At 65.0% G+C, this 24,829-nt stretch carries 18 protein-coding genes; 5 read left to right on the forward strand and 13 right to left on the reverse strand.

Annotated features, from left to right (window positions below; genetic code table 11):
• Nucleotides 1–69: 69 nt before the first annotated feature.
• From BLR66_RS16690 to BLR66_RS16735, 10 genes are all read right to left on the reverse strand, one after another.
• A complete protein-coding gene (locus tag BLR66_RS16690; protein ID WP_093289668.1) occupies nt 70–1,923 on the reverse strand; it encodes a hypothetical protein in 1,854 nt (617 codons plus the stop codon).
• Entirely contained in the window at nt 1,920–4,088 is a 2,169-nt protein-coding gene (locus BLR66_RS16695) for a DUF4175 domain-containing protein (protein ID WP_093289671.1), read from the reverse strand. The genes BLR66_RS16690 and BLR66_RS16695 overlap by 4 nt, the downstream gene beginning before the upstream one ends.
• On the reverse strand, nt 4,085–4,378 hold the full coding sequence (locus BLR66_RS19045; protein ID WP_143014689.1) for a hypothetical protein: 294 nt from the start codon (nt 4,376–4,378) through the stop codon (nt 4,085–4,087). Before BLR66_RS19045 ends, BLR66_RS16695 begins: the two co-directional genes overlap by 4 nt.
• Nucleotides 4,375–5,535: a BatA domain-containing protein gene (locus BLR66_RS16705; RefSeq protein WP_093289676.1), complete on the reverse strand. Its 1,161-nt coding sequence runs from the start codon at nt 5,533–5,535 to the stop codon at nt 4,375–4,377. Before BLR66_RS16705 ends, BLR66_RS19045 begins: the two co-directional genes overlap by 4 nt.
• Nucleotides 5,532–6,428 (reverse strand): DUF58 domain-containing protein, encoded by an 897-nt coding sequence (locus BLR66_RS16710; protein WP_093289678.1) that lies wholly within the window; start codon nt 6,426–6,428, stop codon nt 5,532–5,534. The genes BLR66_RS16705 and BLR66_RS16710 overlap by 4 nt, the downstream gene beginning before the upstream one ends.
• 13 nt (nt 6,429–6,441) lie before the next feature.
• Nucleotides 6,442–7,440 carry an AAA family ATPase gene (locus BLR66_RS16715; protein ID WP_093289680.1) on the reverse strand — a complete coding sequence of 333 codons (999 nt, stop codon included), beginning with the start codon at nt 7,438–7,440 and terminating at the stop codon, nt 6,442–6,444.
• Nucleotides 7,441–7,638: 198 nt separating this feature from the next.
• Entirely contained in the window at nt 7,639–8,346 is a 708-nt protein-coding gene (locus BLR66_RS16720; protein ID WP_093289683.1) for a DUF4159 domain-containing protein, read from the reverse strand.
• A 46-nt stretch (nt 8,347–8,392) separates the two neighbouring features.
• Nucleotides 8,393–9,727: a TldD/PmbA family protein gene (locus tag BLR66_RS16725; RefSeq protein ID WP_093289686.1), complete on the reverse strand. Its 1,335-nt coding sequence runs from the start codon at nt 9,725–9,727 to the stop codon at nt 8,393–8,395.
• 24 nt (nt 9,728–9,751) lie between these two features.
• Nucleotides 9,752–11,386, reverse strand: coding sequence for a TldD/PmbA family protein (locus BLR66_RS16730; RefSeq protein WP_176943932.1), 1,635 nt, complete (start codon nt 11,384–11,386; stop codon nt 9,752–9,754).
• Nucleotides 11,387–11,651: 265 nt separating this feature from the next.
• Nucleotides 11,652–13,496, reverse strand: coding sequence for a family 43 glycosylhydrolase (locus tag BLR66_RS16735; RefSeq protein WP_255402739.1), 1,845 nt, complete (start codon nt 13,494–13,496; stop codon nt 11,652–11,654).
• A gap of 90 nt (nt 13,497–13,586) precedes the next feature.
• Between BLR66_RS16735 and BLR66_RS16740 the strand changes: the two genes are divergently transcribed.
• From BLR66_RS16740 to BLR66_RS16750, 3 genes are all read left to right on the forward strand, one after another.
• Nucleotides 13,587–15,353: an NAD(P)/FAD-dependent oxidoreductase gene (locus BLR66_RS16740; protein ID WP_093289690.1), complete on the forward strand. Its 1,767-nt coding sequence runs from the start codon at nt 13,587–13,589 to the stop codon at nt 15,351–15,353.
• Nucleotides 15,354–15,596: 243 nt separating this feature from the next.
• The gene (locus tag BLR66_RS16745) at nt 15,597–16,448 is read left to right on the forward strand and encodes an NYN domain-containing protein (RefSeq protein ID WP_093289693.1); all 852 of its coding nucleotides are present in this window, start codon (nt 15,597–15,599) and stop codon (nt 16,446–16,448) included.
• 9 nt (nt 16,449–16,457) lie between these two features.
• Nucleotides 16,458–17,084, forward strand: a complete 627-nt coding sequence (locus BLR66_RS16750) for a DUF938 domain-containing protein (RefSeq protein WP_093289696.1) — start codon at nt 16,458–16,460, stop codon at nt 17,082–17,084.
• 238 nt (nt 17,085–17,322) lie between these two features.
• On the opposite strand, the gene BLR66_RS16755 is transcribed toward BLR66_RS16750, so the two are convergent.
• The 3 genes from BLR66_RS16755 to BLR66_RS16765 form a co-directional block, all read right to left on the reverse strand.
• A complete protein-coding gene (locus BLR66_RS16755; RefSeq protein WP_255402740.1) occupies nt 17,323–18,531 on the reverse strand; it encodes a hypothetical protein in 1,209 nt (402 codons plus the stop codon).
• Nucleotides 18,506–19,864: an MBOAT family O-acyltransferase gene (locus BLR66_RS16760; protein WP_255402741.1), complete on the reverse strand. Its 1,359-nt coding sequence runs from the start codon at nt 19,862–19,864 to the stop codon at nt 18,506–18,508. The genes BLR66_RS16755 and BLR66_RS16760 overlap by 26 nt, the downstream gene beginning before the upstream one ends.
• A 266-nt stretch (nt 19,865–20,130) precedes the next feature.
• A complete protein-coding gene (locus BLR66_RS16765; protein ID WP_143014690.1) occupies nt 20,131–20,898 on the reverse strand; it encodes a hypothetical protein in 768 nt (255 codons plus the stop codon).
• A gap of 495 nt (nt 20,899–21,393) precedes the next feature.
• Between BLR66_RS16765 and BLR66_RS16770 the strand changes: the two genes are divergently transcribed.
• Nucleotides 21,394–23,295, forward strand: coding sequence for a M61 family metallopeptidase (locus BLR66_RS16770; RefSeq protein WP_093289705.1), 1,902 nt, complete (start codon nt 21,394–21,396; stop codon nt 23,293–23,295).
• A 161-nt stretch (nt 23,296–23,456) separates the two neighbouring features.
• Nucleotides 23,457–24,719 carry a lytic murein transglycosylase gene (locus tag BLR66_RS16775; protein ID WP_218119664.1) on the forward strand — a complete coding sequence of 421 codons (1,263 nt, stop codon included), beginning with the start codon at nt 23,457–23,459 and terminating at the stop codon, nt 24,717–24,719.
• Nucleotides 24,720–24,829: the final 110 nt, after the last annotated feature.

The following is a 24,829-nucleotide window of genomic DNA, read 5'->3' on the forward strand; positions in this document are numbered from 1 at the left end:
AGGCTGAGAGCTCGCGACGGGACGTCGCTCCCACGTGTACCGCGAGTGGGCTTTGCCATCGGTGTTTTTTCAGGCTGCGACGCTGGTTCGCCCAGCGCGTGCACGTTCCAGCCACCACAGCGCGCCTGCGCTGGCCAGCCAGGCGAGGAACCAGGGCCAGGAGGGTCCGCGCCGTCCGGGGACCTCATGGTGGTCGGCGCTTCCGGCGACGTTGACCGGCATGGCTTGCAACCGCGCCGTAGAATCGCGCAATTCGGCTGCGCGCAGGGCCGGTGCCGTACCGATGGGGTAGACGAAGAAAGGCCATGAGCTTTCGGCTGCTTCGGCGTCGGTTTGCAGCAGCAGATGCCAGCCGGGTTGCCGGGGCCAGTAGGCGGCACAGAGAGAATCGCCGGCACCGGGATCGGGTAATAGCGTGGTGGTTTGTCCGTCGGCTGCGACGACACGGGGGTTGCCGCCGAGTCCGCACAACGCCAGACGCTGCTGTTCGCGCGGTTGCGGATCGATGCGCGGAGCGGAATCGGTTCGTGCGCGGGCCAGGGTTGCGAAGGCGCTGCTCCACAATTCGGCGTGGCGTGCGCTTTGTCCGGACAGCACCAGCGCGAAGCTGTCGGTCATGCCCCACACTGCGATGCGTCCACGCTGTTCCGCGCGCCAGACCGCGAGCACGGTGCCGTCGGCATCGCGCAGCAAGGGTGTGGCGTCGGCACCGCCCAGCTTCAGCGCGCGACGGGTAAGCGCAGGGTTTTCGTCCTGCGCGCCATTCGGCGCAGTGGCCGTGTCGGCCGTGCCCGGTCCGCGTCGCGCGCGCAGCGCTTCCTCGTCGATCGATTCGGCGGGCAGGCGAACAGTGGCGGTATCGCCGCCGGCGCCGAGCGAGAAGCCCAATGCCTGCCACTGGCGCCGTGTCGTGTCGGGCAATGGCCCGGTGATCCGCAACACCAGGCCGAGCCCCTGGCGAACCGCTTCGATCAGCGCCGCGCGTTCGTTCGCGCTAAGGGTGGCCCAGCTGCGTTCGTCCAGCACCACAAGATCGAAACGTTGCAAGGTCGCCGCATCCACGCGCAACGGCGCATCGCCCAGCTGCATACCGCCACCGACGCCGATCTGGGTATGCAAGGAAAGTCCGGCATCGGCGGCCCAGCGGCGCAGGTACTTCAGCTCGGGCGAGGGTGCGCCCGCCAGCAACAGCATGCGCGGCGCAGGATCGGCCGTCGTCCACAACGGCACCTGCACTTCTTCCACCGTTCTTCGCTGCGCATCTCGCACGCGCAAGGTGAAGATCGCCTGCCCGGGCACGCGGGTGGTGCCGGTGACGATGAATTCGCCGCTGGCCGGCAGCGCAAGCGCATCCACGCGCTGGCCGGCCGGATCGATCAGTTCCACCGATCCTTTGACCACGCCATTGACCTGTCCACCGATCTGGAACGCGGCGCCGGCCGCTACTTGTCCTGGTCCGTCCAGACGTATCACGCCACGCGGCAAGGCCGGCGCATCGAAGGTCAAGGGCAGAGTCTGCGCGGCCTCGCGGTCGCGCGGCTCCAGCCCGGCGCCGACGATGCGCAGGCGTTGCATGCCGGGATAACGACCCAACGCGGTGGCCAGATCGGGCACGCGTTCGGCACCGGCCAGAACCGGAGCCTCAGGCAGCGCGATCAGACGATCGCCCGCCGCCTGCGCGCCAGTGCGTGTCGCGCCTGCGGTGGCGACCACCAGTGTTCCCGCTTCCCTGGGCAAGGTGGGCGGCAACAGCGTGAAGTAGAGCAGCACGGCGCATAGCGGCTGCAGCAGCCACAACGCCGCCAGCCGCCAGCCGCGCGATCGCGAGGCGTCCGGTGCGCTTCGTTGCCAGAGCCAAAGGCGCAGCCAGGCGAGCATGACCGCCAGCGCCAGCAATACCGCCAGCCACAACGACAGGTTCATGGCCGGGTCTCCTGGCCCAACGCTTCAAGATAACGACGCCCGTCGGCGCCTTCGTCGCTGCGCCGCAAGACGTTCGCCGGCGGCCGCGGCAGCACCGTCCACAACAATCCGCGCAAGTCGCGCCGGCATTCGATGCAGGACGGATCGCGCCGCACCGCATCGATCGCGCTGACGAAGGCGAGCGGATCGGAAACGCGCGCTTCGTTGGCGCGCAGCCAGCGTTCCAGCGCATCCAGCGGTAGTTCGGTGGTCTTGGCCGCATGCGGAGAATCGGCAAGTGCGCGCCACACCTCGGCAGGCGCGGCATCGATGCCGGTGTTCTTCGCCGCTAGCGGCAGTTCGCGGCGCGCCAGTCCGGCGCGGTCGCCGGTCATGCGTCGCGCTTCATCGATAGGCGGAAGTTCGGGACCGACGCGGGCCAGGAAGATGCGCGTGGCCTGCTGCACCTGCTTGATGAAACCCAGCGCCTTGTACGCATAAGGCAAGGCTTGCCGCGGATGGCCCTGGCGCAGATGCAATTCCGATTGCCACATCTGGTCCAGCGCCTGCTTCAAGGTGGCGCGGGTTTCCGGATCCAGCAGGGTGGCCGCTTCGGCGTGGTCGTGGGTGTGGCCGAATTCCACAAGTACGTCGGCGTCCGCACCGAAGGCCGGCTTCGCCTCCTCGCTGGCAGGCGCGTGGTCGTGCTCGTCTTGCGTTGCCGCTTCCGCCTGCGTCTGTGCGTGGTCGTCGTCGTGCGTTTCGGCGTCGTTGGTCGGCGGCGGCCTGGCGCCGCCTTCGGCTTCCTCGCCCAGGAACTGGCCGTAGCGCAGGCGCAGGATGCGCTGGTCCACACCGATGGCGTCGGAACGGGCGGCGAAGCGTTCGGTATCGAGTTTGCGTTGTTCCTTCAGCAGGGCCTCGGCGTCGATGATGATCTGGCGCTGGCTGCGGAAATACGCAGGCATCACCTTCTTGACCATGCCTTCCAGGCCGGTGCTCTCCGCACCCAGGTCAGAGGGCCAGCGCAGGATCAGGCTGGGACTGCGCACCGTTTGCGGCCGCGGCGCACGGTTGTCGGCGACTGTGAGCTGGGCGATCAGATCGTCGCCGGTCGAGAATCCCAGTGCGGCCAGGTCCAGCTGCGGCGAGAAGCGTTTCAGCTTGCCGGTTCCGGTGCCACGCAGGTCGAGGGTGCGTTCGCGGAAAGTGATGTTCTCGCCTTCGCCCTGGGCCAGGGTGATGCGTAGCTGTGCGTTCGCCGCCACGCCGTAGTCGTCGCTCACTTCGAAGCTCAGCGCCCAGTTGCGCTGGCCCGGCGTGACCAGGCTCAAGCTGCGCTCGGGAACCAGCACTTTCACCTGGGGAGGCGCATCGCTTATCGCATCCAGCCTGTGCAGCGGTGGTGCGGGCTGATGTTCCGCTCCGCTTGGCGAGACGCGGTACAACACTGATTTGTCCAGACTGCGGGCGACGCTCCAGTCTTCGCCATCGCGGGTCAATGCGGCGCGGGTGCCGTCATGGAAGGCCAGATCGGCGGCGATGGGTTGCGGTTCGAAATGCAACGTCCACCGCAAATGCGAACCCTGCGGCGCTTTTGCATCCAGGCTGGCTTCGTCGCGTGCCGGCAGTCCGGTGTAGGCGGGGGGAGTTATGCGCAGCCGTTGCCCCACCAGCCGCGGCACGCCGGCCACCACCGGCAGGTTCTCCGCGCTGGGCGCGAGGACCGTCGTCGATTGCCGGGCTGGCCAGAAAACGAGTGTCGCAACGGCCAGCGCGCCCGCGATCCACGACGCAGCGATGCGCGACGACGACCATGCTGGGCGAAGATCGGGCGTGCGGTGTTCGGCCAGACGCTGTTGCAATCTTGCGCGCTGCAGTCGTTGCAGCGGATTCAACCGCGCATCTTCGGCGAACAGCAGATCCGTGCTGTCTTCCATGTCGGCGCGCTGCGCATCGAGCTGCCGGATCAGCCACTGACGATCGAAGCGGCGCGCGCGTTGCCACGCGAATACCGTCAGCAGGAAAAAACCGGCTACTCCAACCAGCAAGGCTGCCAATGTGTTCTGCCAACGCCATGCCGCAGCGGCCAACAGCAATGGCAATGGCGACCAGAGCAGCAGGTCGTCGGCCAGACTGCGCATGCGCGCCGGTTGCGACAGCCGTGGGAGTTTGTTCGCGATCATGACGCGACCTTCCCGCACACGTAGGCCTTGTGTGGCAGCACTTCTGCCTCCCCCTTTGAAAAAGGGGGATTGAGGGGGATTTGCTTCTGCTCTGGAGCACGATCAAGAGCAAGAGCAAGAGCAAGAGCAAAAGCAAAAGCAAAAGCAAAAGCAAAAGCAAAAGCAAAAGCAAAAGCAAAAGCAAAAGCAAATCCCCCGTAGCCCCCTTTTTCAAAGGGGGCGAAGCAACGGCAGCGCGCGGTTACGTCATGCTTGCGAACCAACTGTAAGAACAGCGCATGGGGACTCATGGCGAGACTCCCCTGACGCGCCGTGTCGCCAGCCAGCGCTCCGTCAGCAGCAGCGCCGCGATCAGCAGCGCCAGCCACGGCCGCAGGTCGCGCGGCGGCTGCGCGTACGACATTCCTCCCGTGATCGGCGCGTAGTCGCGCGCGGCCACTCGCGCCGGCACCGGCGCCGGTGATGCGAACAGATTGCGCAGATTGCGCGGGAAATCGGGTTGCAGCAGTTGCGGTATCGTCGCCGGAGCGAAGGTGCGGGTGAAACGAAGCACCCGGCCGCGTCCCAGCGCCGCGCCTTCGACCAGCGGCGCGCCGACTTCATCGCGCCAGTAGACGGTGGTCGAAGCAGGAAACTTGTATTCGGTGTCCGCCGACAGCAGTGCGGTTCCACCCCGCCGGATCAAGTCGGCGACTGCGACAGGCAGAGGGCCGGGCGCAAGCCAGACCAGATGCTGCGTATCGGCTGGGAGCGCCTGGGTCGTCGGCGCGGCTGCGAATGCAGCCGTTGTCGAAGGCCGCCACGCGCTCGCCGCCGCGCGCAGATAGCGCAATCCGTCTTCACGATCCTGCGCGTAGCGGACAGTGAGCGCCTGCGCGCCGGCAGCGAAGGGCTTGGGTGCCGGCATCGCACCCGCAAGCACCTTCCATTCGACCGTGCGCGACAGCTGCGGCCGTTCCGCATCCGCGCCCTGCAACTGTTCGGGAACCAGCACGCTCAGCTTCACCGCGGCAGGAAGTTCCGAATCGAGCTGACGCAACAGGCTGGCGAACGGCAATGCGGCGGTTGCGGGCGATGGCTGGTCCAAAGCGGGGAAGCCGGGCGCCAGCCAATGCAGACGCGCTTTGTCGTCGTCGATGGCTGCACGCGCCTGCGCCGCATCGATGCCAGGCATCACGGCCACCCACGGCGCTTCGCCGGCGCTGCCGAACAGCACCGGTTTCGCCAGCCACACCGCCAGCAAGGCGAGCAGCAGCAATCGCGCGACCAGCAGCGGCCATTCGTCGAAGCGCACGCGGTGGCGCGGCTTGAGCTTTTGCCGCAACCAGCGCAGTGCGGCGAAATCGGTGGGGCGTTGTTCGCTGCGGCGGGCCAGGTGGATCAGCAGCGGCAACAGCAGCGCGGCGAGCGCTGCCAGTGCGGCCGGCAACAGCAAGGCCGGAGTCATGCGTATTCCGCCGCGTCTCGCGAACCGAACAAGCGCCGCAGCGGCACATCCAGCTCCTCATCCAGCACGTAGCCGGCATGGCGGATGCCGCTGGCATCGAGCTGCGCGTGCAGCAAGTCGCGCGCTTCGCCGAAGCGGCGCAGGAAATCGGCCCGCAGCGCCACGCCATCGCCCAGCAATTCCTCGCCGGTTTCCGGGTCGCGGAAGCGGTAACCGCCGCGGAACGGGAAATCGCGTTCTTCGACGGTCAGCAACTGGATCGCCAGCACCTCGCGCCGCGCTGCCGCCAGTTTTTGCATCAGCTCCAGGCAAGCCGGGTCGAAGCAGTCGCTGAGCACGATCACCAGATCTTGCGCGCCGACGCGGTCCCACAACGGCGTCAATTGCTCGACGCGTGGGAATCCGCCTGCCGCCGACAATCCATGCATCTCGAGCAGCAAGCGGTCGCGCTGGCGAGCGCCGGCCGCAGGCGCGACCAGTTGCAGACCGTCGTCGCGCAAGGCCACCCAACCGAAGCGGTCGCCCTGGCGCATTGCCAACTCGCCGATGCAGGCCGCCAGCGCCTTGGCCGCATCCAACCGCGACCAGCCGGGACGCGCCGCGTCTTCCTGCGCCATCGAGGCGCTGGCGTCGATCAGTATCCACACCGCCAGCGGGCTTTCGCGCTCGGCTTCGCGCACGAAGAAGCGGTCCGAGCGTGCATACAGTTTCCAGTCGATTTGGCGCAGCTCGTCGCCGGGTTCGTAGGCGCGGTACTGGGCGAACTCCAGTCCGGCGCCGCGGCTGCGGCTGTGGTGCAGGCCGATGCCGTGCAGGCCGACCGCGCGCCGCGAGGTCAGCCGCAGGTCTTTCAATCGGCTGCGGACCTGGGGCGGGATCAGTTCGTACGACACCGTGTGCGGCCTGTCAGGCGGCAGGCAACGGCACGCTGCGCAGCAGCGCGGCGATCACGTCGTCGGCGCTTTTCTGTTCGGCTTCGGCGGCGAACGACAACAACAGACGGTGGCGCATGACCGGCGCCGCCAGTGCGGCGATATCTTCACGCGTCGCAGCCAGGCGTCCGTGCAGCAATGCACGTGCCTTGGCCGCCAGCACCAGCGATTGCCCGGCGCGCGGACCGGCGCCCCAGCGGACGTACTTGCGCACGTCTTCCAATCCGCCTTCGCCGGGTCTGCTCGCGCGCACCAGCTTCGTGATCCACGCCAGCAGGTCTTCGCCCAGATGCACTTCGCGGACCAGCGATTGCAGCTTCAGCACTTCCTCGCCATGCATCACCTGCGGCACTTCGTTGCCGCGGCTGCCGGTGGTCTGCGCCAGGATGTCGTGCTCTTCGCGCTCGCTGGGGTAGTCCACGCGGATGTGCAGCAGGAAGCGGTCCAGCTGCGCCTCGGGCAATGGATAGGTGCCGGCCTGTTCCAGCGGATTCTGCGTGGCCAGCACGAAGAACGGCGCCGGCAGCGCATGGGTCACGCCGGCATAGCTGACCGTGCGTTCCTGCATGGCTTCAAGCAGCGCGGCCTGGGTCTTGGGCGGGGTGCGGTTGAGTTCGTCGGCCAGCAACAGGTTGGTGAACACCGGACCGGGCTGGAAACGGAAATGGCGATGGCCGGTGCCGTGGTCTTCTTCCAGCAACTCGGTGCCCAGGATGTCGCTGGGCATCAGGTCGGGGGTGAACTGCACGCGGCGGAACTGCAGTTTCAGCGCCTGCCCCAGCGACCGCACCAGTAGGGTCTTGCCCAGTCCCGGCACGCCTTCGAGCAGGCAGTGGCCGCCGGCCAGCAGACCGATCAGCAATTGCTCGACGACTTCGTCCTGGCCGACGATCGCCTGGGCGATAGCCTGGCGCAGTTGGCCCAGCCGCGCGAGTTGGGATTGGAGGTCGGATTCGGTGAGGGGGGTACTCATCTTTGTTCCTTGCTGACTTCAATGTGGCCGGCTGCAAAATAATGAATCGTCATCCCAGCGAAAGCTGGGATCCATTTTGATCTTGCTTTGCTTTTGCTTTGGCTTTACGTCTTGCTGCGGGCTCAACGTGAAGATCAAGATGGATCCCAGCTTCCGCTGGGATGACGTCGGAGAGAATTCGGGGTGGTGAGGACGCACTCACGCCGTCAACGCATACATGACGATATTCACCGCGAACCTGGTGTTGTCCTCGGCCAGGAAGCGCTTGTTGCGCCAGTCGTAATCCCACTCGCAACCATAGTCCTTGTTGCTGTAGAGCAGGCCCAGGCGGCCGTCGATGTCGATGCCTTGCAGATACTCGTGCACCAGGTCGTCGCCCCAGCCGTTGAGTTCGAAACCGGTGGCCGGCGGGCCGTCGAACTTGAAGAAGCTGCGGTAGATCGGATGGTTGTTGGGCAGCTTCTTCATCGCCTTGGCGCCGAAGATCGAAGCCATCTGCGCTTCGAACGACTTGGCGAACAGGCCGTCGATGTCGTGGTTGCAGTCGTCCACCAGCACGAAGCCGCCGTTGCGCACGTAGCGTTCGAAGTTGCGGCGCTCGGCCGGGTTGAACTCCACCAGCTTGTGTCCGGCCAGGTAGCAGAACGGCGCAGTCAGCATCTTCGGATCGGCCAGGGCCAGCACGTGTTCCTTCGGGTCCACGCGCAGGTTGGTGTAGTCGATCAGCGAGGTGATGAGGTTGGCCGGCATGCGCTGGTCCACGTCCCAGTCGCCGGAGTCGTACTTCAGGCGGGTGAACCAGAAGTCGTAGCTGGAAACCGCCGCGCTTGCGCTGCGCGGCGGCCCGGCCAGCAGGGCGCCGGCCAGGCCGCCGGCCATCAATCGCAGGAACTGAGCGCGATTCATGCGCCGTCGCGCAGCTTCATCGATCGCACTGCATCCGCTTCATCGATCAGACCGCATCCGACAGGGAGGTGAAGGTGAAGTCGCGCAGCTTCATCGGCGGGATCATCATCACGAACGAAGACTCGTCGCCGGCCACGCGCACCGGCTTGCCCAGTTCTTCGATGTTGTTGAGCATGATCACCGGCGATTCGTTGAAGCGGAAATTCTTCACCGGGTACTTGATCTCGCCGTTCTCGATGTAGAAGGTGCCGTCGCGGGTCAGGCCGGTCAGCAGCACGGTCTGCGGATCGACCATGCGGATGTACCAGGTGCGCGTGACCAGGATGCCTTTCTGCGTGCTCTTGACCAGCTCGGCGGTGGACTTGGTGCCGCCGGACATCAGCAGATTGCCGGCCGCGCCGGTCGCGCGCTTGCCCTGTTTTTGCGCCCAGTAGCGCGAATACTCCAGGTTGACGACCTTGCCGTTCTCCACCACCGCGGTCTTCTCGCGCGGCAGTCCCTCGTCGTCCCACGGCATCACCGGGGCTTCCGGGTGCCAGGGATCGGCGGAAATATTCACCCGCGGGTCGTAGACCTGTTCGCCGATCTTGTTGCCGCCGCCTTTCTTGGACAGGAAGCTGCGGCCCTCGTCGGCCTGGCGCGCATCGAAGAAATTCATCATGAAAGAGATCAGCCCGGCCGCCGCGGCAGGTTCCAGGATCACCGTGTACTTGCCCGGCTCCAGCGCCTTGGCCGCGGCCGATTCGCTGGCCTTGCGCATGGCGACGCGGACGTCCTGGCCGGCCTTGAACGGAGTGGCGTCCTGCAGATTGCGGCCGACCCAGCCAGAGCCGCGGCCGTCTTCGGTACGCACGGTGCAGGTGTAGTCCAGGTTGGTGGCCTTCTGGTAGCCGAAGTTGCCCTTGCTGTTGGCGAAGGCGACGAAACTCTGACCGTCTTCCAGGAAGCCGGCGGCGATCAGTTTTTCCGCGCGGCACGGGCCGATGGAATCGGCCGCCACCTGGGCGCGATATTCCGGGGTGATGGCGGCGGTGGCTTCGCTGAAGGTCGGGCTTGCCTTGTAGGTCTGCTTTTCCACGGCCGGCACGAACTCCGGGTTTTCCGGCGCCAGCCTGGCCAGGTCTTCGGCCCTGCGCACCACGCGTTCCAGCGCGGCGTCGTCGAACTCGTTGATGGTGGCCACGCCCACGCGCTTGCCGAAAGCGACCTGCACGGCCAGATCGGCATTGTCGACGATGCCGCTGGTGGAGACATTATTCAGGGCGAAACGGATGTTGCCGGAAATGGAACCGGACAGCGACGCGGTGCATTCGTCGGCCTTGGACAGGGCGATGACCTTGTCGAGAATGGCCTTGGCTTGCTCTTCGGTGAAGATGCTCATGTTCTAGTGGTCTCCTGGATGCGATCAGCCGAGCGAGCGGGCGGTGTTGATGACGTTGATGCCGTTGAAGCGCGCGGTGCTGGAACCGTGCGAGACCGCCGATACCTGACCGGGTTGGCCCTTGCCGTCGAAGAACGAGCCGCCCATGCGGTAGTCGCTTTCGTCGCAGATCGCGGCGCAGGCGTTCCAGAACTCGGGCGTGCGGATCTGGTAGGCCACGTCCTCGATCATCGCGCCGATCTTGCCGTTCTTGATCTCGTAGAACAGCTGGCCACCGAACTGGGCGTTGTAGCGCTGCTGGTCGATGGAGAACGAGCCGTCGCCGATGATGTAGATGCCGTTTTCCACGTCCTTGACCATGTCGGCCACGCTCAGCTTGTCCTTGCCTGCCTGGAGCGATACGTTGGCCATGCGCTGGAATTGCACGCTGGACCACGAATCGGCGTAGCAGCAGCCGTCCGATTCCTTCTTGCCCAGGATGTGGGCCTGGTCGCGAATGGTCTGGTAGTCGACCAGCTTGCCGCCGCTGATCAGGTCCCATTGCTTGGTCTTGACGCCTTCGTCGTCGTAGCCCACTGCGCCCAGGCTGCCGGCCTGGGTCTTGTCGGCGAAGATGTTGACCCTGTCGCTGCCGTACTGGAACTTGGCTTCGCGCTTGTCCAGGGTGGCGAAGCTGGTGCCGGCGTAGTTGGCCTCGTAGCCCAGCACGCGGTCCAGCTCCAGCGGATGGCCGACCGACTCGTGGATGGTCAGCCAGGTGTGCGAAGGATCCAGCACCAGATCGTACTTGCCGGGCTTGACCGAAGGCGCCTTCAATTTCTCGCGCGCCTGCTTGGCGCCGGCGATGGCGTCTTCCTTCATGTCGTAGGACAGGCCGTAGTTGATCACGCCGTTGGGCGACACGAACTTGCCCGAAGCCGCGCCGTCCAGGTATTCGAAGCCCATCCCCATCGGCGAGGACAGACCGTCGCGGGTACGGAACTTGCCGCTGGCCTTGTCGATGGCGGTGACCGTCATCGGCGCCCAGATGCGGTGCACGTCCTGGTCGATGTAGGAGCCGTCGGTGCTGGCGAAATACTTCTGCTCGTTGACCAGGAACAGCATGGAGTTGACGAAATCCGCGCCGGCATTGGTGGCCGCGGCGTTGACGCCCAGCAACAGGTCCACCTTGTCCTTGATCGGCACGTTCATCGCGTTCTTCACGATCGGCGTCTTCCAGCTCACCTCGCCCACGCCTTTGACCGGGGCCAGCTGCACTTTGGCGGTCTGGATCTTGGCGTTGGCCTTGGCGATGGCCGCGGCCTGGCGCGCGGCCCGGGCCACCCCATTGGTGGTCAGGTCGTTGGTGGCGGCGAAACCCCAGGCGCCGTCGGCGATGACGCGGATGCCGGCACCGGTGGATTCGGTGTTCACCACGTTCTGCACCTTGTCTTCGCGGGTGATCACGAACTGGCGCAGGTAGCGGCCCACGCGCACGTCGCAGTAGCTGGCGCCGGCGTCGGTGGCGGCGGCCAGCGCGGCATCGGCCAGGCCTTTCTTGAAGCCGACGTCCAGCGTGGTCTGCAATTGTTCGGCGGCGATCGCCTTGCCGAGGAAGGACGGCACCATCAGGCCGCCGAGGCTGAGGCCGGTAACGGCCAGGAAGTCGCGTCTGTGCAAGGCTGCTCTCCATCGGTAGAGCCCGCGCGCGCGGCGCGGGACGGGGACTGAAGCGGACGATCATGGCGCGCACGCGGCGCATCGCCATACCGCCAGCGATCATTGCCGCCGGGGCAGGCAACGTCAAATGACTTTTGGCATAGACGGGGCGATGGGTTTCAATATTCGCGAGCCGCCGCCAATTCCTGCAATCCCCGCAATCCGGATCCGCTTCGTTCCGGATCGAGAGCGGTGGTCCGTCGTTCCGCCAGCGAATAAAACGCGGTCAGTTCGCTTTCTTGACAGCACTCAGTGCGGATACCCCATTCTCATTGAAGGCCTCTACCGCGACTTCATAAGACGGTTCGATGTTCAGCGCGCGCAGCTCCAGTGTCGTACCTTTGTCCACGAACACCTGATAGCTCAGGTTCAAGCGATCCGCGCGCAAGCCCCAGCGCACGTTGTAACCCACCGCGCCTGCAACGGGTTTCCAGGTCACCGTCGCATTGCGCCGATCCTGGTCGCGCTCGACGGTCACGCCCGCCGGGGCGTGCGGCGGCGCGCCGTCCGCGTTGCCGAACACGCGCAGGTCGCTGATGGCCAGGTTCGCGGCGCCCACGTGGCCATGCAAGTAGCGGATATAACGTGTGCGCACCGGCTCGGGCAGTTGCAGGTACGCATTGGGACGGTCGCGGCGGTCCGGCCCGTCGCCGACTTCGGCCAGCGGAGTCCACCGCTTGCTGTCGCGAGAGTATTGCAAGCGGAACGAGGTGTAGATATCCGGCGCATCGGCGTAACGCCCGGACTGATAATCGGCATAGTTGACCTGCACCGCTCGCACGATCTTTTCCGCGCCCAGATCGACGGTCAGCGTTTCGCCCGGTTTGTTGCCGCCGGCGACCCAGAACGTACGCGGATTCTCATCGGTGACACGGTCGGCGGCGAACTCGCCCTGCGTGGACGAAGCCGTCGCCTTCTTGCGATAGGACAGCAGCATCCAGCCGGTGAACAGCGATTCCGGATCGGCGACCTTGCCTTCCGGCATCCAGTGCGGGAAATCGCCGAAGCGCGCGGACACGCTCATCTGTCCGTCGTCGGCGAAGGCGGCGGGGAACATCGCGATGCGCCGTTCGAAGGTCCAGTTGTAGCCGATCCACGGCGTACCGGTGTTCCACCAGTTGCCGTATTCGTCCTGGAAAGTGGAACCGTGCCCGGCGCCCTGCACGAAACCGCCGGGCTTGTAGGCCACCGGGTTGTAAAGCGCGTATTCGAACGGACCCAGCGGACTGTCGCTGACATAGGTGCCGTTGGCGTATGCGTTGTACTCGGTGCCGGGCGCGCCGTACTGCAGGTAATAGCGGCCGCGCACCTTGGTCATCCACGCGCCTTCCATGTAGTTGCCGACCGGTTTGCCGTTGGGGAAATTCATGCCGCGGTGATCGGGGCCGAAGCGCTCCCAGCCATGCTTGGCCGGATCCAGCGCCAGCATCACTTTGGGTTCGCCACGGAAGGCGAATCCACGCGGGGCTTTTTCCATCTCGATGCCGTACAGCGGATAGGTGTCCGACGAACCCCAGTAGAGGTACCAGCGGCCGTCGTCGTCGATGAAGATATCCGGGTCCCATGGCCCCGGCGGGGTCTTGCCGGCCGGCAGCGGCAGCAGGTCCTGCCCCGGCGGCACGGCGGTGGGAATGCGCGGCAACAGGCGGGTGAGGTAGTCGATCTTGCCGCTGGCCGGATCGGTGGACTGCAACAACGCGCGCGGGCCGAACGCCGATTGCATGATGACCAGACGATCGCCGTCGGAAACCACGGCCGGGGCCACGATGCTTTCCGAAGGCCAGCGGCTGGGCGTGACGAAGCGCCAGTCCAGAAGATTGGTGGAGCGCCAGTAGCCATCGGCCAGGGTCTGGAACAGGTAGTAGGCGTCCTTGTGCCGCACGATCACCGGGTCGGCGCCGGTGCGGTAGGAGATGCCTTCGTTGAGCTGCTCGAAGTTGTAGCGGTAGTCCAGGTCGACAGGGTTGGCGTAAGTGCGTCGGCCGGGCGTTTCGGCTGCCGGCAGCGCAGTGCTCGCAAGGATCGACAGCGACAGCAGTGCGCCTCGTGGCAACAACGGAACGCGCTTCACGATGGTATCTCCCAATGCCGTTTTCGGTCGCTACCTTACCGCGCTTCGCATCGGCGGCAGTTAAACTGGCGTACCTCTACGGCCTTGCCCATGCTGCGACTCACCGACCTCAAGCTTCCCTTGGACCATGACCAAGCCGCGCTTCCCGCGGCGATCGTCGCGCGCCTCGGCATCGCCGCCGCCGAACTGGCCGGCTTCACTATCGCCAAGCGCAGCTACGACGCGCGCAAGCGCGGCGCGATCATGTTGATCTACGCGGTGGACGTGGAGACCACGCGCGAAGCGGACATCCTGCAGCGCCTGCAGATGGACGAAGAAGCGGCCGACGGCAAGGTCGCGCCCACGCCGGACACCACCTACAAACCGGTCGCACAGTCTTTGCATGGCGAAGCGCCGGTGCACGTACCGCTTTCGGTCTCGTCCGAAGACGCGCGCGTGGTGGCGACCGCCGTCGAAGAAGCCGTCCAGGCTTCTCCACATCCAGCGGCGCTACGACCTTTGGTCATCGGCATGGGGCCCTGCGGCCTGTTCGCCGGCCTGATTCTGGCGCAGATGGGCTTGCGGCCGATCATCCTGGAGCGCGGCAAGAACGTGCGCGAGCGCACCGTGGACACGTTCGGACTGTGGCGGAAGAAGATCCTCAATCCCGAATCCAACGTGCAGTTCGGCGAAGGCGGCGCGGGCACGTTCTCCGACGGCAAGCTGTACAGCCAGATCAGCGACAAGCGCCATTACGGGCGCAAGGTGCTGACCGAATTCGTCAAGGCCGGCGCGCCGGAGGAGATCCTCTACGTCAGCAAGCCGCACATCGGCACCTTCCGCCTGGTGTCGATGGTGGAGAACATGCGCGCGGACATCGAAGCGCTGGGCGGCGAGATCCGTTTCTCTCATCGCGTCGATGACCTGCTGGTGGAGACCGATGCTGCCGGTACGCGCAAAGTGCGCGGGGTGGTGTTGGCCGATGGCGGCGAGATCCGCGCCGATCATGTGGTGATGGCACTGGGCCACAGCGCACGCGATACCTTCTTCATGCTGCACGAGCGCGGCGTGTTCCTGGAAGCCAAACCCTTCTCCATCGGCTTCCGCATCGAACATCCGCAATCGCTGATCGACCGTGCGCGCTTCGGTCCGCAGGCCGGTCATCCGATCCTCGGCGCGGCCGACTACAAACTCGTGCACCACTGCCGCAACGGGCGCTCGGTGTACAGCTTCTGCATGTGCCCGGGCGGCACCGTGGTCGCCGCCGCCAGCGAACCCGGCCGCGTGGTCACCAACGGCATGAGCCAGTACTCGCGCAACGAACGCAACGCCAATGCCGCCATCGTGGTCGGCATCACGCCCGAGGACTACGCCGAGTTCGATCCCAGCGGCAGTCCGCTGGCCGGCATCGCCTTGCAGCGGCATTGGGAAGAGCAGGCCTTCCTGCAAGGCGGCGAAGACTACCGCGCGCCGGGGCAGCTGGTCGGCGATTTCCTGCGCAAACGCGCCTCGCGCGAATTCGGCGCCGTGCTGCCTTCGTACACGCCGGGCGTGACGCTGGGCGATCTCTCCAGCGCATTGCCGCGCTACGCCATCGACGCGATCCGCGAGGCGTTGCCGGCCTTCGACCGGCAGATCAAGGGCTTCGCGATGGACGATGCGATCCTCACCGGAGTGGAGACGCGCACTTCTTCGCCGGTGCGGATGACGCGCGGGGCGGATGGGCAGAGCCTCAATACGCGCGGGTTGTTTCCTGCGGGAGAGGGGGCAGGGTATGCGGGAGGAATCCTCTCTGCAGGTGTGGATGGGATCAAGGCGGCTGAAGCGGTGGCAATGCAGATGATCGCAGAAGGAACAGCGCGAGCGGTGCCGCTTTAGTCCCCTCCCTTGCGAAGCAGGGGAGGGCTAGGGAGGGGTGCTTTTGGCGCGATGTTCGACGAGTGAAGAGAAGTGGGCCGCCTGAAATCTTCTAAAGCAGGTCATTGGCTCTTTAGGTTCGCCGCAAAGAGCACCCCTCCCCAACCCTCCCCTGCTTCGCAAGGGAGGGGGCTGATCCCATCGCTGGGAGAATGAGGGGAGTATGTTTGCATCGGTGCAGCAATCAACTCAGGGATCAACCCCATGAAATCCAGAAACAACGCCAAGTCCGACAACGACGACGACCAGCCGCGGCTGGCGGTATTGATCGACGCCGACAACGCCCAGCCCTCGGTGATCGAAGGCCTGCTGGCCGAAGTGGCCAAGTACGGCGTGGCCAGCGTCAAGCGCATCTACGGCGATTTCACCAGCCCGCGCATGACCCAGTGGAAGGCGGCGCTGCTCAGGCACTCGATCAGCCCGGCCCAGCAGTTCGCCTATACCAGCGGCAAGAACGCCACCGACAGCTCGATGATCATCGACGCCATGGACCTGCTTTACACGCAGCGCTTCGACGGTTTCTGCCTGGTCTCCAGTGACAGCGACTTCACCCGTCTGGCCCAGCGCCTGCGCGAAGAAGGTCTGACCGTGTACGGCTTCGGCGAAAAGAAGACGCCCGATGCATTCGTGCGCGCCTGCGACAAGTTCGTCTACACCGAGGTGCTGCGCAAGGAAGCCGCGGCCAGCGCTCCGACGAAGCCGGCAACGGCCAAGCCGGCGAAGAAGGCGGTATCGAAATCCGCGCCGGCGCAACCGGCATCGACTGTGCCCCCTAGCCAAGCCGTGGCGGCGACGGACGCCAAGGACAAATCCGCCGAACCTTTACCGCTGGCGTTGATCCGCCAGGCCATTGAAGAAGCCTCCGACGACAACGGCTGGGCGTTCCTGGGCGCGGTCGGCAGCTACCTCAACAAGATCCAGCCCGACTTCGACCCGCGTCTGTACGGGCATCGCAAGTTGAGCGACTTGCTGAAGCACCAGCCCAAGTACTTCGCCATCGAGGAACGCGGCGCCAGTGGTTCCAACAAGATGATCTACGTCCGTTCGCTGGGCTGAGCGACCGCCGTGACGACCGGAAAACCGTTCTCGCCGGCCAGCGAGCGCAACCGCGATCCGATTCTGGAAGTCTTGCGCGAGCACTTCGCGCACGCGCGCGAAGTACTGGAGATCGGCAGCGGCACCGGCCAGCACGCGGTGCATTTCGCCGCGGCCATGCCGTGGCTGGGCTGGCAATGCTCCGACCGCGCCGACTATCTGCCGGGTATCCGCGCATGGCTGGACGAAGTGGCATTGCCGAATACGCCGCCGCCGGTGGAGCTGGACGTCGCGCAAGGCGCCTGGCCGGCCCGGACCTTCGATGCCGTATTCAGCGCCAATACCTTGCACATCATGGGATGGCCCGAAGTCCAAGCCTGCTTCGCGGGACTGGACAAAACGCTGGCCGCCGACGCGGTGCTGGCGGTGTACGGGCCCTTCAACTACGGCGGGCAATTCACCAGCGACAGCAACCGGGAGTTCGACGCCTCGCTGAAGGCGCGCGATGGGCGGATGGGCATCCGCGATGCCGAAGCCGTGGACGCGCTGGCGCAGACGATCGGATTGCGACTGGTCGACGATATCGCCATGCCGGCCAACAACCGCTGCCGGGTGTGGCGTCGCGGCGTTGGCGCGACGTTTACATCGCCGCGCTAAATCGCACGGGCGGGCTGGAACCTGCGCAACCCGCACTGTCGATGTGTCGTCGTGCTCCTCTCTCCCAGAGACCTGGACAAGATCGGTGGGAGCGGCGTCCCGCCGCGAGCTTCCCACGCAACCCGGCACTCATGGGAAAGCTCGCGGCGGGACGCCGCTCCCACCCGCTGCTCCCACCCGCTGCTCCCACCTCGCTCGCATATCGAGAAGCGTGCGTGGACAGCATGCTTTCAGCACGTTAGCGCATCGCCGCCTGCTGCCGCGCGGCTTCTTCGCGCAAGAACTCGCGCTCGATCAGCGGCGCTAGTGCGGTGGTGAAGCGCTTTGCGTCCACAGCATCGAGGTGCGACCACTCCGGCAGCGTATAACCCTGCAGTTGCGGATAGTCCTCGAAGTGGACGCCGGGCACGCCCGTACGCTGCAGCAGCGCTTCCCAACTTTCCTTGCGTGGCGTCAGCCGCTGTTCCTGAGCCTGCCACGGCCCACTGCTGGGCGGGCGCACGAACACCACCTGCACGCCGCGCGCGCGCAGCTTGGCCACGGCGCCGGCAACGCGTCCGATGGTTTCCTCGCGCAGCTTCCGCCGTTTGGCTTCGGTATCCACCATCGGCTGCAACGGCAGGCCCAACTGCACTTGCCAGATGCGGCGCGTCAGCGCGTGGTACCCGGGATCGTCCGAAACTTTGTGCCACAGGTAAGTGTTGCGGTCGATTTCCTGCACCGACAGCTTGCGCACCAGGATCCGCCTCGGCAGGCCCGGCCGATCCGGCCATGCTTGCCTGCGTACGACCACGGGCAAGGCGAAATCCGGGTCGTAGAACGCGAACCAGGGCTCCAGGAAACGCTGCGACAACCAATGGCCGCTGCGCTGCGAAGGCGACTGCCCATGGTAATAAGGCACTACCGAAGCGCGCCGTCCGCTCTGGCCCAGGAACAGGCTGGTCGGCGTCGTGTCCACCACCAGGCGGCCGGTGAAATCCGGATCGTCGGCCAGATCCTCCAGTACGGGCAAAGGCGAGGTGCCTTCCAGCGACAGCTGGATCGGACGCTCTCCAGTGGCGCGTTCCCATTCCGGCAGTTGTACGTCGAACAGCATGCGCGAGCTGCCGATGAGCACGGTCTTGCCGCCTTCGCCGGTGTCGATGCGGCGGCGCTGGTCGGCCCATGCGCCGTCGCTGTTGCGATAACCGGGTGCGGCCCCGAATGCGCGCCAGTGCCATTCCCATGCCGCCATCAGCAGCACGAACAACACCAGCGCGCCGAGCAGAATCCTGCCCCAAGGCTGCGACGGAATATCGCGTTCCGGCACCGGCTGCGCGACGCCGGGCCGGTCCGAAGCGGTGAGCCGCACGAAGCCGGGCCGCTCGAAGCGCTCTTCGGCTGGAATGCCGCCGTCGCTGGCCATCGCGAAGCCGGCCCGCTCAGAATTGGAAATAGATGAAGGCATTGCCCGCTCCCTGTGCGGCGACCACCGCGAACGCCATTACGCCCAATGCCGCCGACAACTGCACCGGGTGCCGCCGCGCCAACATCGCTTCCAGCGTGCGGCTGCGCATCAGCCAGTGGGCGATCACTATCCCGCCCACGATCAGCGCCACCATCGCCAGATGCGCGGTGGTCAGGATCGGTTTGGCCTCCGGGTTGCCGCCGAACATGCCTCGCAGGATCGTCCACGCCTGTCCGAAACCCTGGGCGCGGAAGAACACCCAGGTAATGTTGATCAGCGCATAAGTCAGCAGACCCAGCCCGAACAACGCCAACGGCCCGGGCCGGTAGCCCTGGAAGCGCGCGCGCAGCACGCGTTCGGCCGCCAGGTACAGTCCATGCAAACCGCCCCAGACCACGAAAGTCCAACTGGCCCCATGCCACAGGCCGCCCAGCAGCATCGTGGCCATCAGCGCGAAATAGGTGCGCGCCTCGCCATGGCGGTTGCCGCCTAGCGGAATGTAGAGGTAGTCGCGCAGCCATGACGACAAAGTGATGTGCCATCGTCGCCAGAAGTCTGAAAAACCGACTGCCGCGTACGGAAAGCGGAAGTTGTCGGGCATCGCAAAGCCCAGGCACATCGCCGCGCCGATCGCGGTGGTGGAATAACCGGCGAAGTCGCAGAAGATCTGCCCGCTGAAAGCCAGCGTGCCCATCCACGCATCCAGCGTGCCGGGAATGCGGCCCGGCGCGTCGTAGACCGCCTCGGCCGCCGGTCCCAGGAAACCGTCGGCCAGCACGATTTTCTGGAACAGTCCCAACACCATCAACGCCAGTCCGAAACGCAACTGGTCGGCGGTTGCGCGGCGTTCGCGCGCGAACTGCGGCACCAGTTCGGTCGGGCGCATGATCGGCCCGGCGACCAGATGCGGGAAGAAAGTAACGAACAGCGCGTAGTCGAGGAAGTTGCTGGCCGGCTTGGCGCGGCGCAGATACACGTCGAGCGTGTAGGACAGGGTGGCGAAGGTGTAGAAGGAGATGCCGACCGGCAGCACGATATCGAGTTTTGGCGGTTGGTAGGCCACACCCAGCGAGGCCATCAACACCTGGAAGTTCTCCATCAGAAAGCCGCCGTACTTGAAGTAGGCGAGCATGCCCAGGTTGACCACCACCGACAGCAGCATCCACGCGCGCCGCGCGTGCGGATTCTGCGCATCGACCAGTTTCTTCGCCGCCCACCAGTCGACCAGCGTCGATACCCAGAGCAGGATTACGAACGGCGGGTTCCAGGCCGCGTAGAACAGATAGCTGGCGACCAGCAGGTTGACCTTCTTGGTGGTCCAGCGGAAGGGCATTGCGTGGAGCGCAAGCACCAGCGCGAAAAACACGATGAAAGTAAGCGAGTTGAAGACCACGCGGGCGGACCTCGCCGGCGGGGGCCGGATATGACCTGCAACGCGGTTAGTGGCCGGCGACGGACAATACGGCGATGAACGGTGGTGCGTTCTTCGTCATGCCGAAGGTCGGGTGGACGCCGGGGTGCTTCCCGGCTCGTTCCTGCGCACGAACATACCCGGAATGTGGTCGTATCTCCTTCAAGGCGAGGCCCGCATGTCTCCGTTCAAGGGCTCGGCAATGCGGACTCGATCGACGCGCCGCCGGTGCTCGCCCCGTGCTTTTGCCGCAGCCACATGCCGAATGCGGACAGGCTGATGACGGCGGTCATCACCAGTTCGCCGCCGTCTTCGACCAGGGTCGACAAGGTCTGCGACACATTCCTTCCCAGCATCCCGTGCACTGCATCCACGCCGACACCGAAGAAAATCAGGATCGCGAAGTAGGCCGTGAAGACCAGATAGGCAAGCCAGTCGTCCTCCCCTCGAATCAGGCGCGTGCCAGCAAGCCAGAACACGGCCGACAACAATCCCGTCGTGGAAAATCCGATCAGATCGCCGACGACCGGCGATAGACCCAATCCGGCATTGAACATATGCCCGATCGCTTCATGCAGTTCGAACGCATCGTCCAGAAACGTCACAAACAGGATAGCCGCGAATGCATACCACTGCTTCTTGCCATACACCCGGGCGAGCATGGCAAACAGCGCACAGGCCATCAGTTCCAGGCCGTAGCCGAAGATTTCGGGATAGCCTCTATCGACGAAGGAAAACTGAAGGCGGTCATAGAAGAAGCTGCCTGTCAGACGATGCCTCTCCACATACGCATACCTTATGAAGCAGGCAATCAGGATCGAAATCGTACCGGTCACGGCTGCAACGGAGCATCGATGCGCTCGATCCGGCAGAATCAAAAAATCCCGCGCGAGCCGCAGGCCGCGAGGGACAAGGTATGCGATGGAATGGGATTGGTAGCCGGTGGCGACGTGCATATGACCCTCCTAGCGGATGACTTGCTGCCGTCCGCGAACTCGGCGGAGGGTCTGTCATAAAGGCGTCATATACTGCTTGCCTAATCAGGAGTTTTGCAATTTTTTTGCAGCGTATTCAGCAAGAAAAACGCTATGAATTCATGTCCCCTCTAGTCGCCATTAATCTAGGTGATAACTGCGTGACGTTTATGCCGCCGAGCAACAGAACGGAAGTTATCTCGGAGGTATTCGGAGGCTGGAGAAGAAAAAGAGGAAAGTCGAAACACTGCGTCGGCAGAGCGACGTCTCCAGCGCACCGAAAGGTTGTCCAATGCGGTTGGCTTTCTATACACAAACTCGGAAATCCCAACACGCATAGCGCGAAGCCCGCGGTCATCCCGTGTGCTTCAGGAACCTAGCCGACGATTCCGCCCGCCAGGCCGATTCCGCCCGCAAGCTTGTCGTTCCTCGCCCGACATGCCCAGAATGCCGCTTTCCCACGGAACTGGAACTCGCATGGCGCGGCTCGTGATCCTGTTGTCCTGCTTGCTGGGGCTGTCGTTTTCCGTGCGGGCACAGGCGCCGGCCGCCGCGGCCGCGGCTTCCGACCACGATTATCCTGGAGTGATATCGCTCGCGGTCGATGCCACCGACGTGTCGCGCCGCATCTACCGGGTGCGCGAACGCATCCCGGTACAACCGGGTCCATTGAAGCTCTGGTATCCGCAGTGGATACCCGGCAACCATGCGGCCACCGGCCCGATCAACCAGTTCGCGGGCCTGTCGATATCCGGCAACGGACAGCGCATCGAATGGCGGCGAGATCCGCTGGACGTTTACGCGTTCCATCTGCAAGTGCCCGCGGGCGTCACTACGCTCGATGTCGAATTCCAATCGCTTTCGCCCACTGCCGACGACCAGGGACGGGTGGCGATGACCACCGAGCTGATGTCGGTGCAATGGTCGCGCCTGCTTCTGTATCCGGCCGGCTACGACGCGCGCCGCATCCGCTTCGAACCCAGTCTGCGCTTGCCGGAAGGCTGGCAATTCGGCAGCGCGCTTGAAACGGCCGTGGCCGATGGCGGGGTGAGCCGCTTTCAGACGGTCGCTCTTGTCGATCTGGTCGATTCCCCCGTCTACGCGGGCCGCTACTTCAAACGGTTCGACCTGGATCCCGGCGCGAAAATACCGGTGCGCCTCAACGTGATCGCCGACGCGCCGGAGCTGCTCGAGGTCAAGCCGGAAATCCTCGCCGCGCACCGTGCGCTGGTGAAGCAGGCCGATCGCGTGTTTGGCGCGCGTCCGTTCGCGCATTACGATTTCCTGCTGGCGCTGTCGGACCAGTTCAGCGGCATCGGCCTGGAACATCATCAGTCGAGCGAGAACGGCACCTTTCCGGGTTATCTGACAGGCGAGGCGCCCTTCACCGACAACTATCTGCTGCCGCACGAATACACGCACAGCTGGAACGGCAAGTTCATGCGTCCGGCGCTGCTGTGGACACCGCACTACAACACGCCGATGCAGAACGATCTGCTATGGGTCTACGAAGGCCAGACCGAGTTCTGGGCCTGGGTGCTGGCCGCGCGGGCCGGGTTGTACACGCCGCAGCAGGCGCAGGAAGTGCTGGCCGCCAATGCGGCCCTGTTCGACCATCGCGCCGGCCGCGGATGGCGCAACCTGCAGGACACCGTCTATCAGGGCATCGTCGATTTCAACGATGCGCCGCAGGCATGGGAGAGCTGGCAGCGCGGCTACGATTTCTACGACGAAGGCACGCTGGTGTGGCTGGATGTCGATACCAAGCTGCGGGAACTGTCGGGCGGAAAACGCTCGCTGGACGATTTCGCGCGCGGGTTCTTCGGCGGCAGTACGGGCAAGGTAGAAGCGCGGACTTATGTGGTCGACGACGTGATCGGAGCACTGCGGACAGTGCAGCCTCATGATTGGGCCGCATTCCTGCGCCAGCGCGTGGACAGCCATGGTCCGGGCGCGCCGACGGAGGGTTTGGCACGTGCAGGCTGGAAGCTGGTCTACGACGAACAACCCAATGCCGCCATCGCAGAGGCCGAAGGCGACCAGGAGTTCGACGATTTCAGCTATTCGCTGGGATTGAAAATCGCCAGCGCCGATGGAAAGGTCGAAGCAGTGCTGTGGAACAGCCCCGCCTATCTTGCCGGACTGGCAAAAGACATGGTGGTCGTGGCGGTGTCGGGCATGGCCTACGATGCCGACCGCCTGAAGCGGGCGATCACCGCCGCCAAAACAACGGAACCTGCAATCGAACTGCTGGTGAGGCAGGGAGATGCCTATCGCACCTTGCGAGTGGAGTATCGCCAAGGGCTGCGGTATCCGCATCTGCAGCGCATCGCTGGAACGCCGGATCGCCTGACCCAACTGCTCGCGCCGAAAAAGTGATGGTTGCAGATGCGGTCGTTCGTTAGTGCATGGGATCCCAAAGGAATCGTATGCGCGAATGCGCAAACCCCGTCGCAACGGGTTCCCTCGTCATCCAGAGTTGCGGAAGCATGCGCGATACTCCGGCCAACAAGGACTAGGTCCGCCGAAAACGAGAGGGGATGGCCATGAAAACGCTTCTGTGCACTTCGTTGGCGCTAGCGCTATGGTCGAACGCAGCGCGCGCCGACGAGCTCGTCTTCAACGATTGTCTGGCGGGGCTGCGCACAAAGGCCGAAGCAGTGGGCGTGGAAGGAACCGCCTTCGACGCCAACACCCGCGATCTGGTTCCGGACATGGGCGTGCTGGAGTTGCTGGATGCCCAGCCGGAGTTCACCACGCCGATCTGGGATTATCTGGCCGCGCTGGTCGATGATCAGCGCATCAGCGATGGCCAGGCCATGTTGCAGGCCAATGCCGCGACCCTGGCGCGGGTTTCGCAGGAGTACGGCGTGGATTCGCAGACCGTGGTGGCGGTATGGGGCGTTGAAAGCGACTACGGCAAGACCTTCGGCAAGCGGCCGTTGCTGGTTTCGCTGGCTACGCTGTCCTGCTTCGGCCGCCGTCAGGAGTTCTTTCGCGGTGAATTCTTCGCCACGCTCAAGCTGCTGCAAGCCGGCGATCTGAAGTCCGAAGGTTTGACGGGTTCGTGGGCCGGCGCCTTCGGCCACACCCAGTTCATGCCCACCACCTACCAGCGCGTCGCCGTCGATGGCGACGGCGACGGGCGTCGCGATCTGGTCGCCAGCATTCCGGATGCGCTGGCTTCGACCGCCAACTATCTCAAGCAGGCCGGCTGGCGCACGGGCGAGCCATGGGGATACGAAGTGAAACTGCCTGCGGGTTTCGACGCCGCACTCGCAGGCAGGAAGAACAAGCGGCCCCTGTCCGACTGGATCGTGCGCGGCGTCACCCGCATCGACGGTACGCCGCTGCTGGCGGCCGATACCCAGGCGGCCGTGCTGCTGCCCGCGGGCGCGACCGGCCCCGCCTTCCTGGTGTTCCGCAATTTCGATGCGATCTATTCGTACAACGCGGCGGAGAGTTATGCCCTGGCCATCGCCACCTTGTCCGACCGCCTGCGCGGAGGCGGCGCGCTGGTCACGCCGTGGCCGACCGACGATCCGGGACTGGGCCGCGGCGAACGCAAGCAACTGCAGCAACTGCTGCTGGCGCGCGGGCATGCCATCGGCGAAGCGGACGGCATGATCGGTACGCTCACCCGTCGCGCGATCGTGGCCGAACAACAGCGGCTGGGACTGCAGCCGCAGGATGGGCGTGCGGGGAAGAAGATTCTCGATGCGTTGCGGGCCGAGGCGCCGCTGCCGGTCACGCCGCCGGCGACGGTGCCGCAGTCGCCGCCCGAATCCAAGCCAACAGATTGAGCAAAGCCTCTCCGGACGCCCGACCTGGAAGACTGTGGGAGCGGCGTCCCGCCGCGAGTTCCTGAGCGATTTCGAGCGTAGGCCAAGAGCTCGCGGCGGGACGCCGCTCC

Source organism: Pseudoxanthomonas sp. CF125 (genome assembly GCF_900104085.1).
GTDB lineage: Bacteria > Pseudomonadota > Gammaproteobacteria > Xanthomonadales > Xanthomonadaceae > Pseudoxanthomonas_A.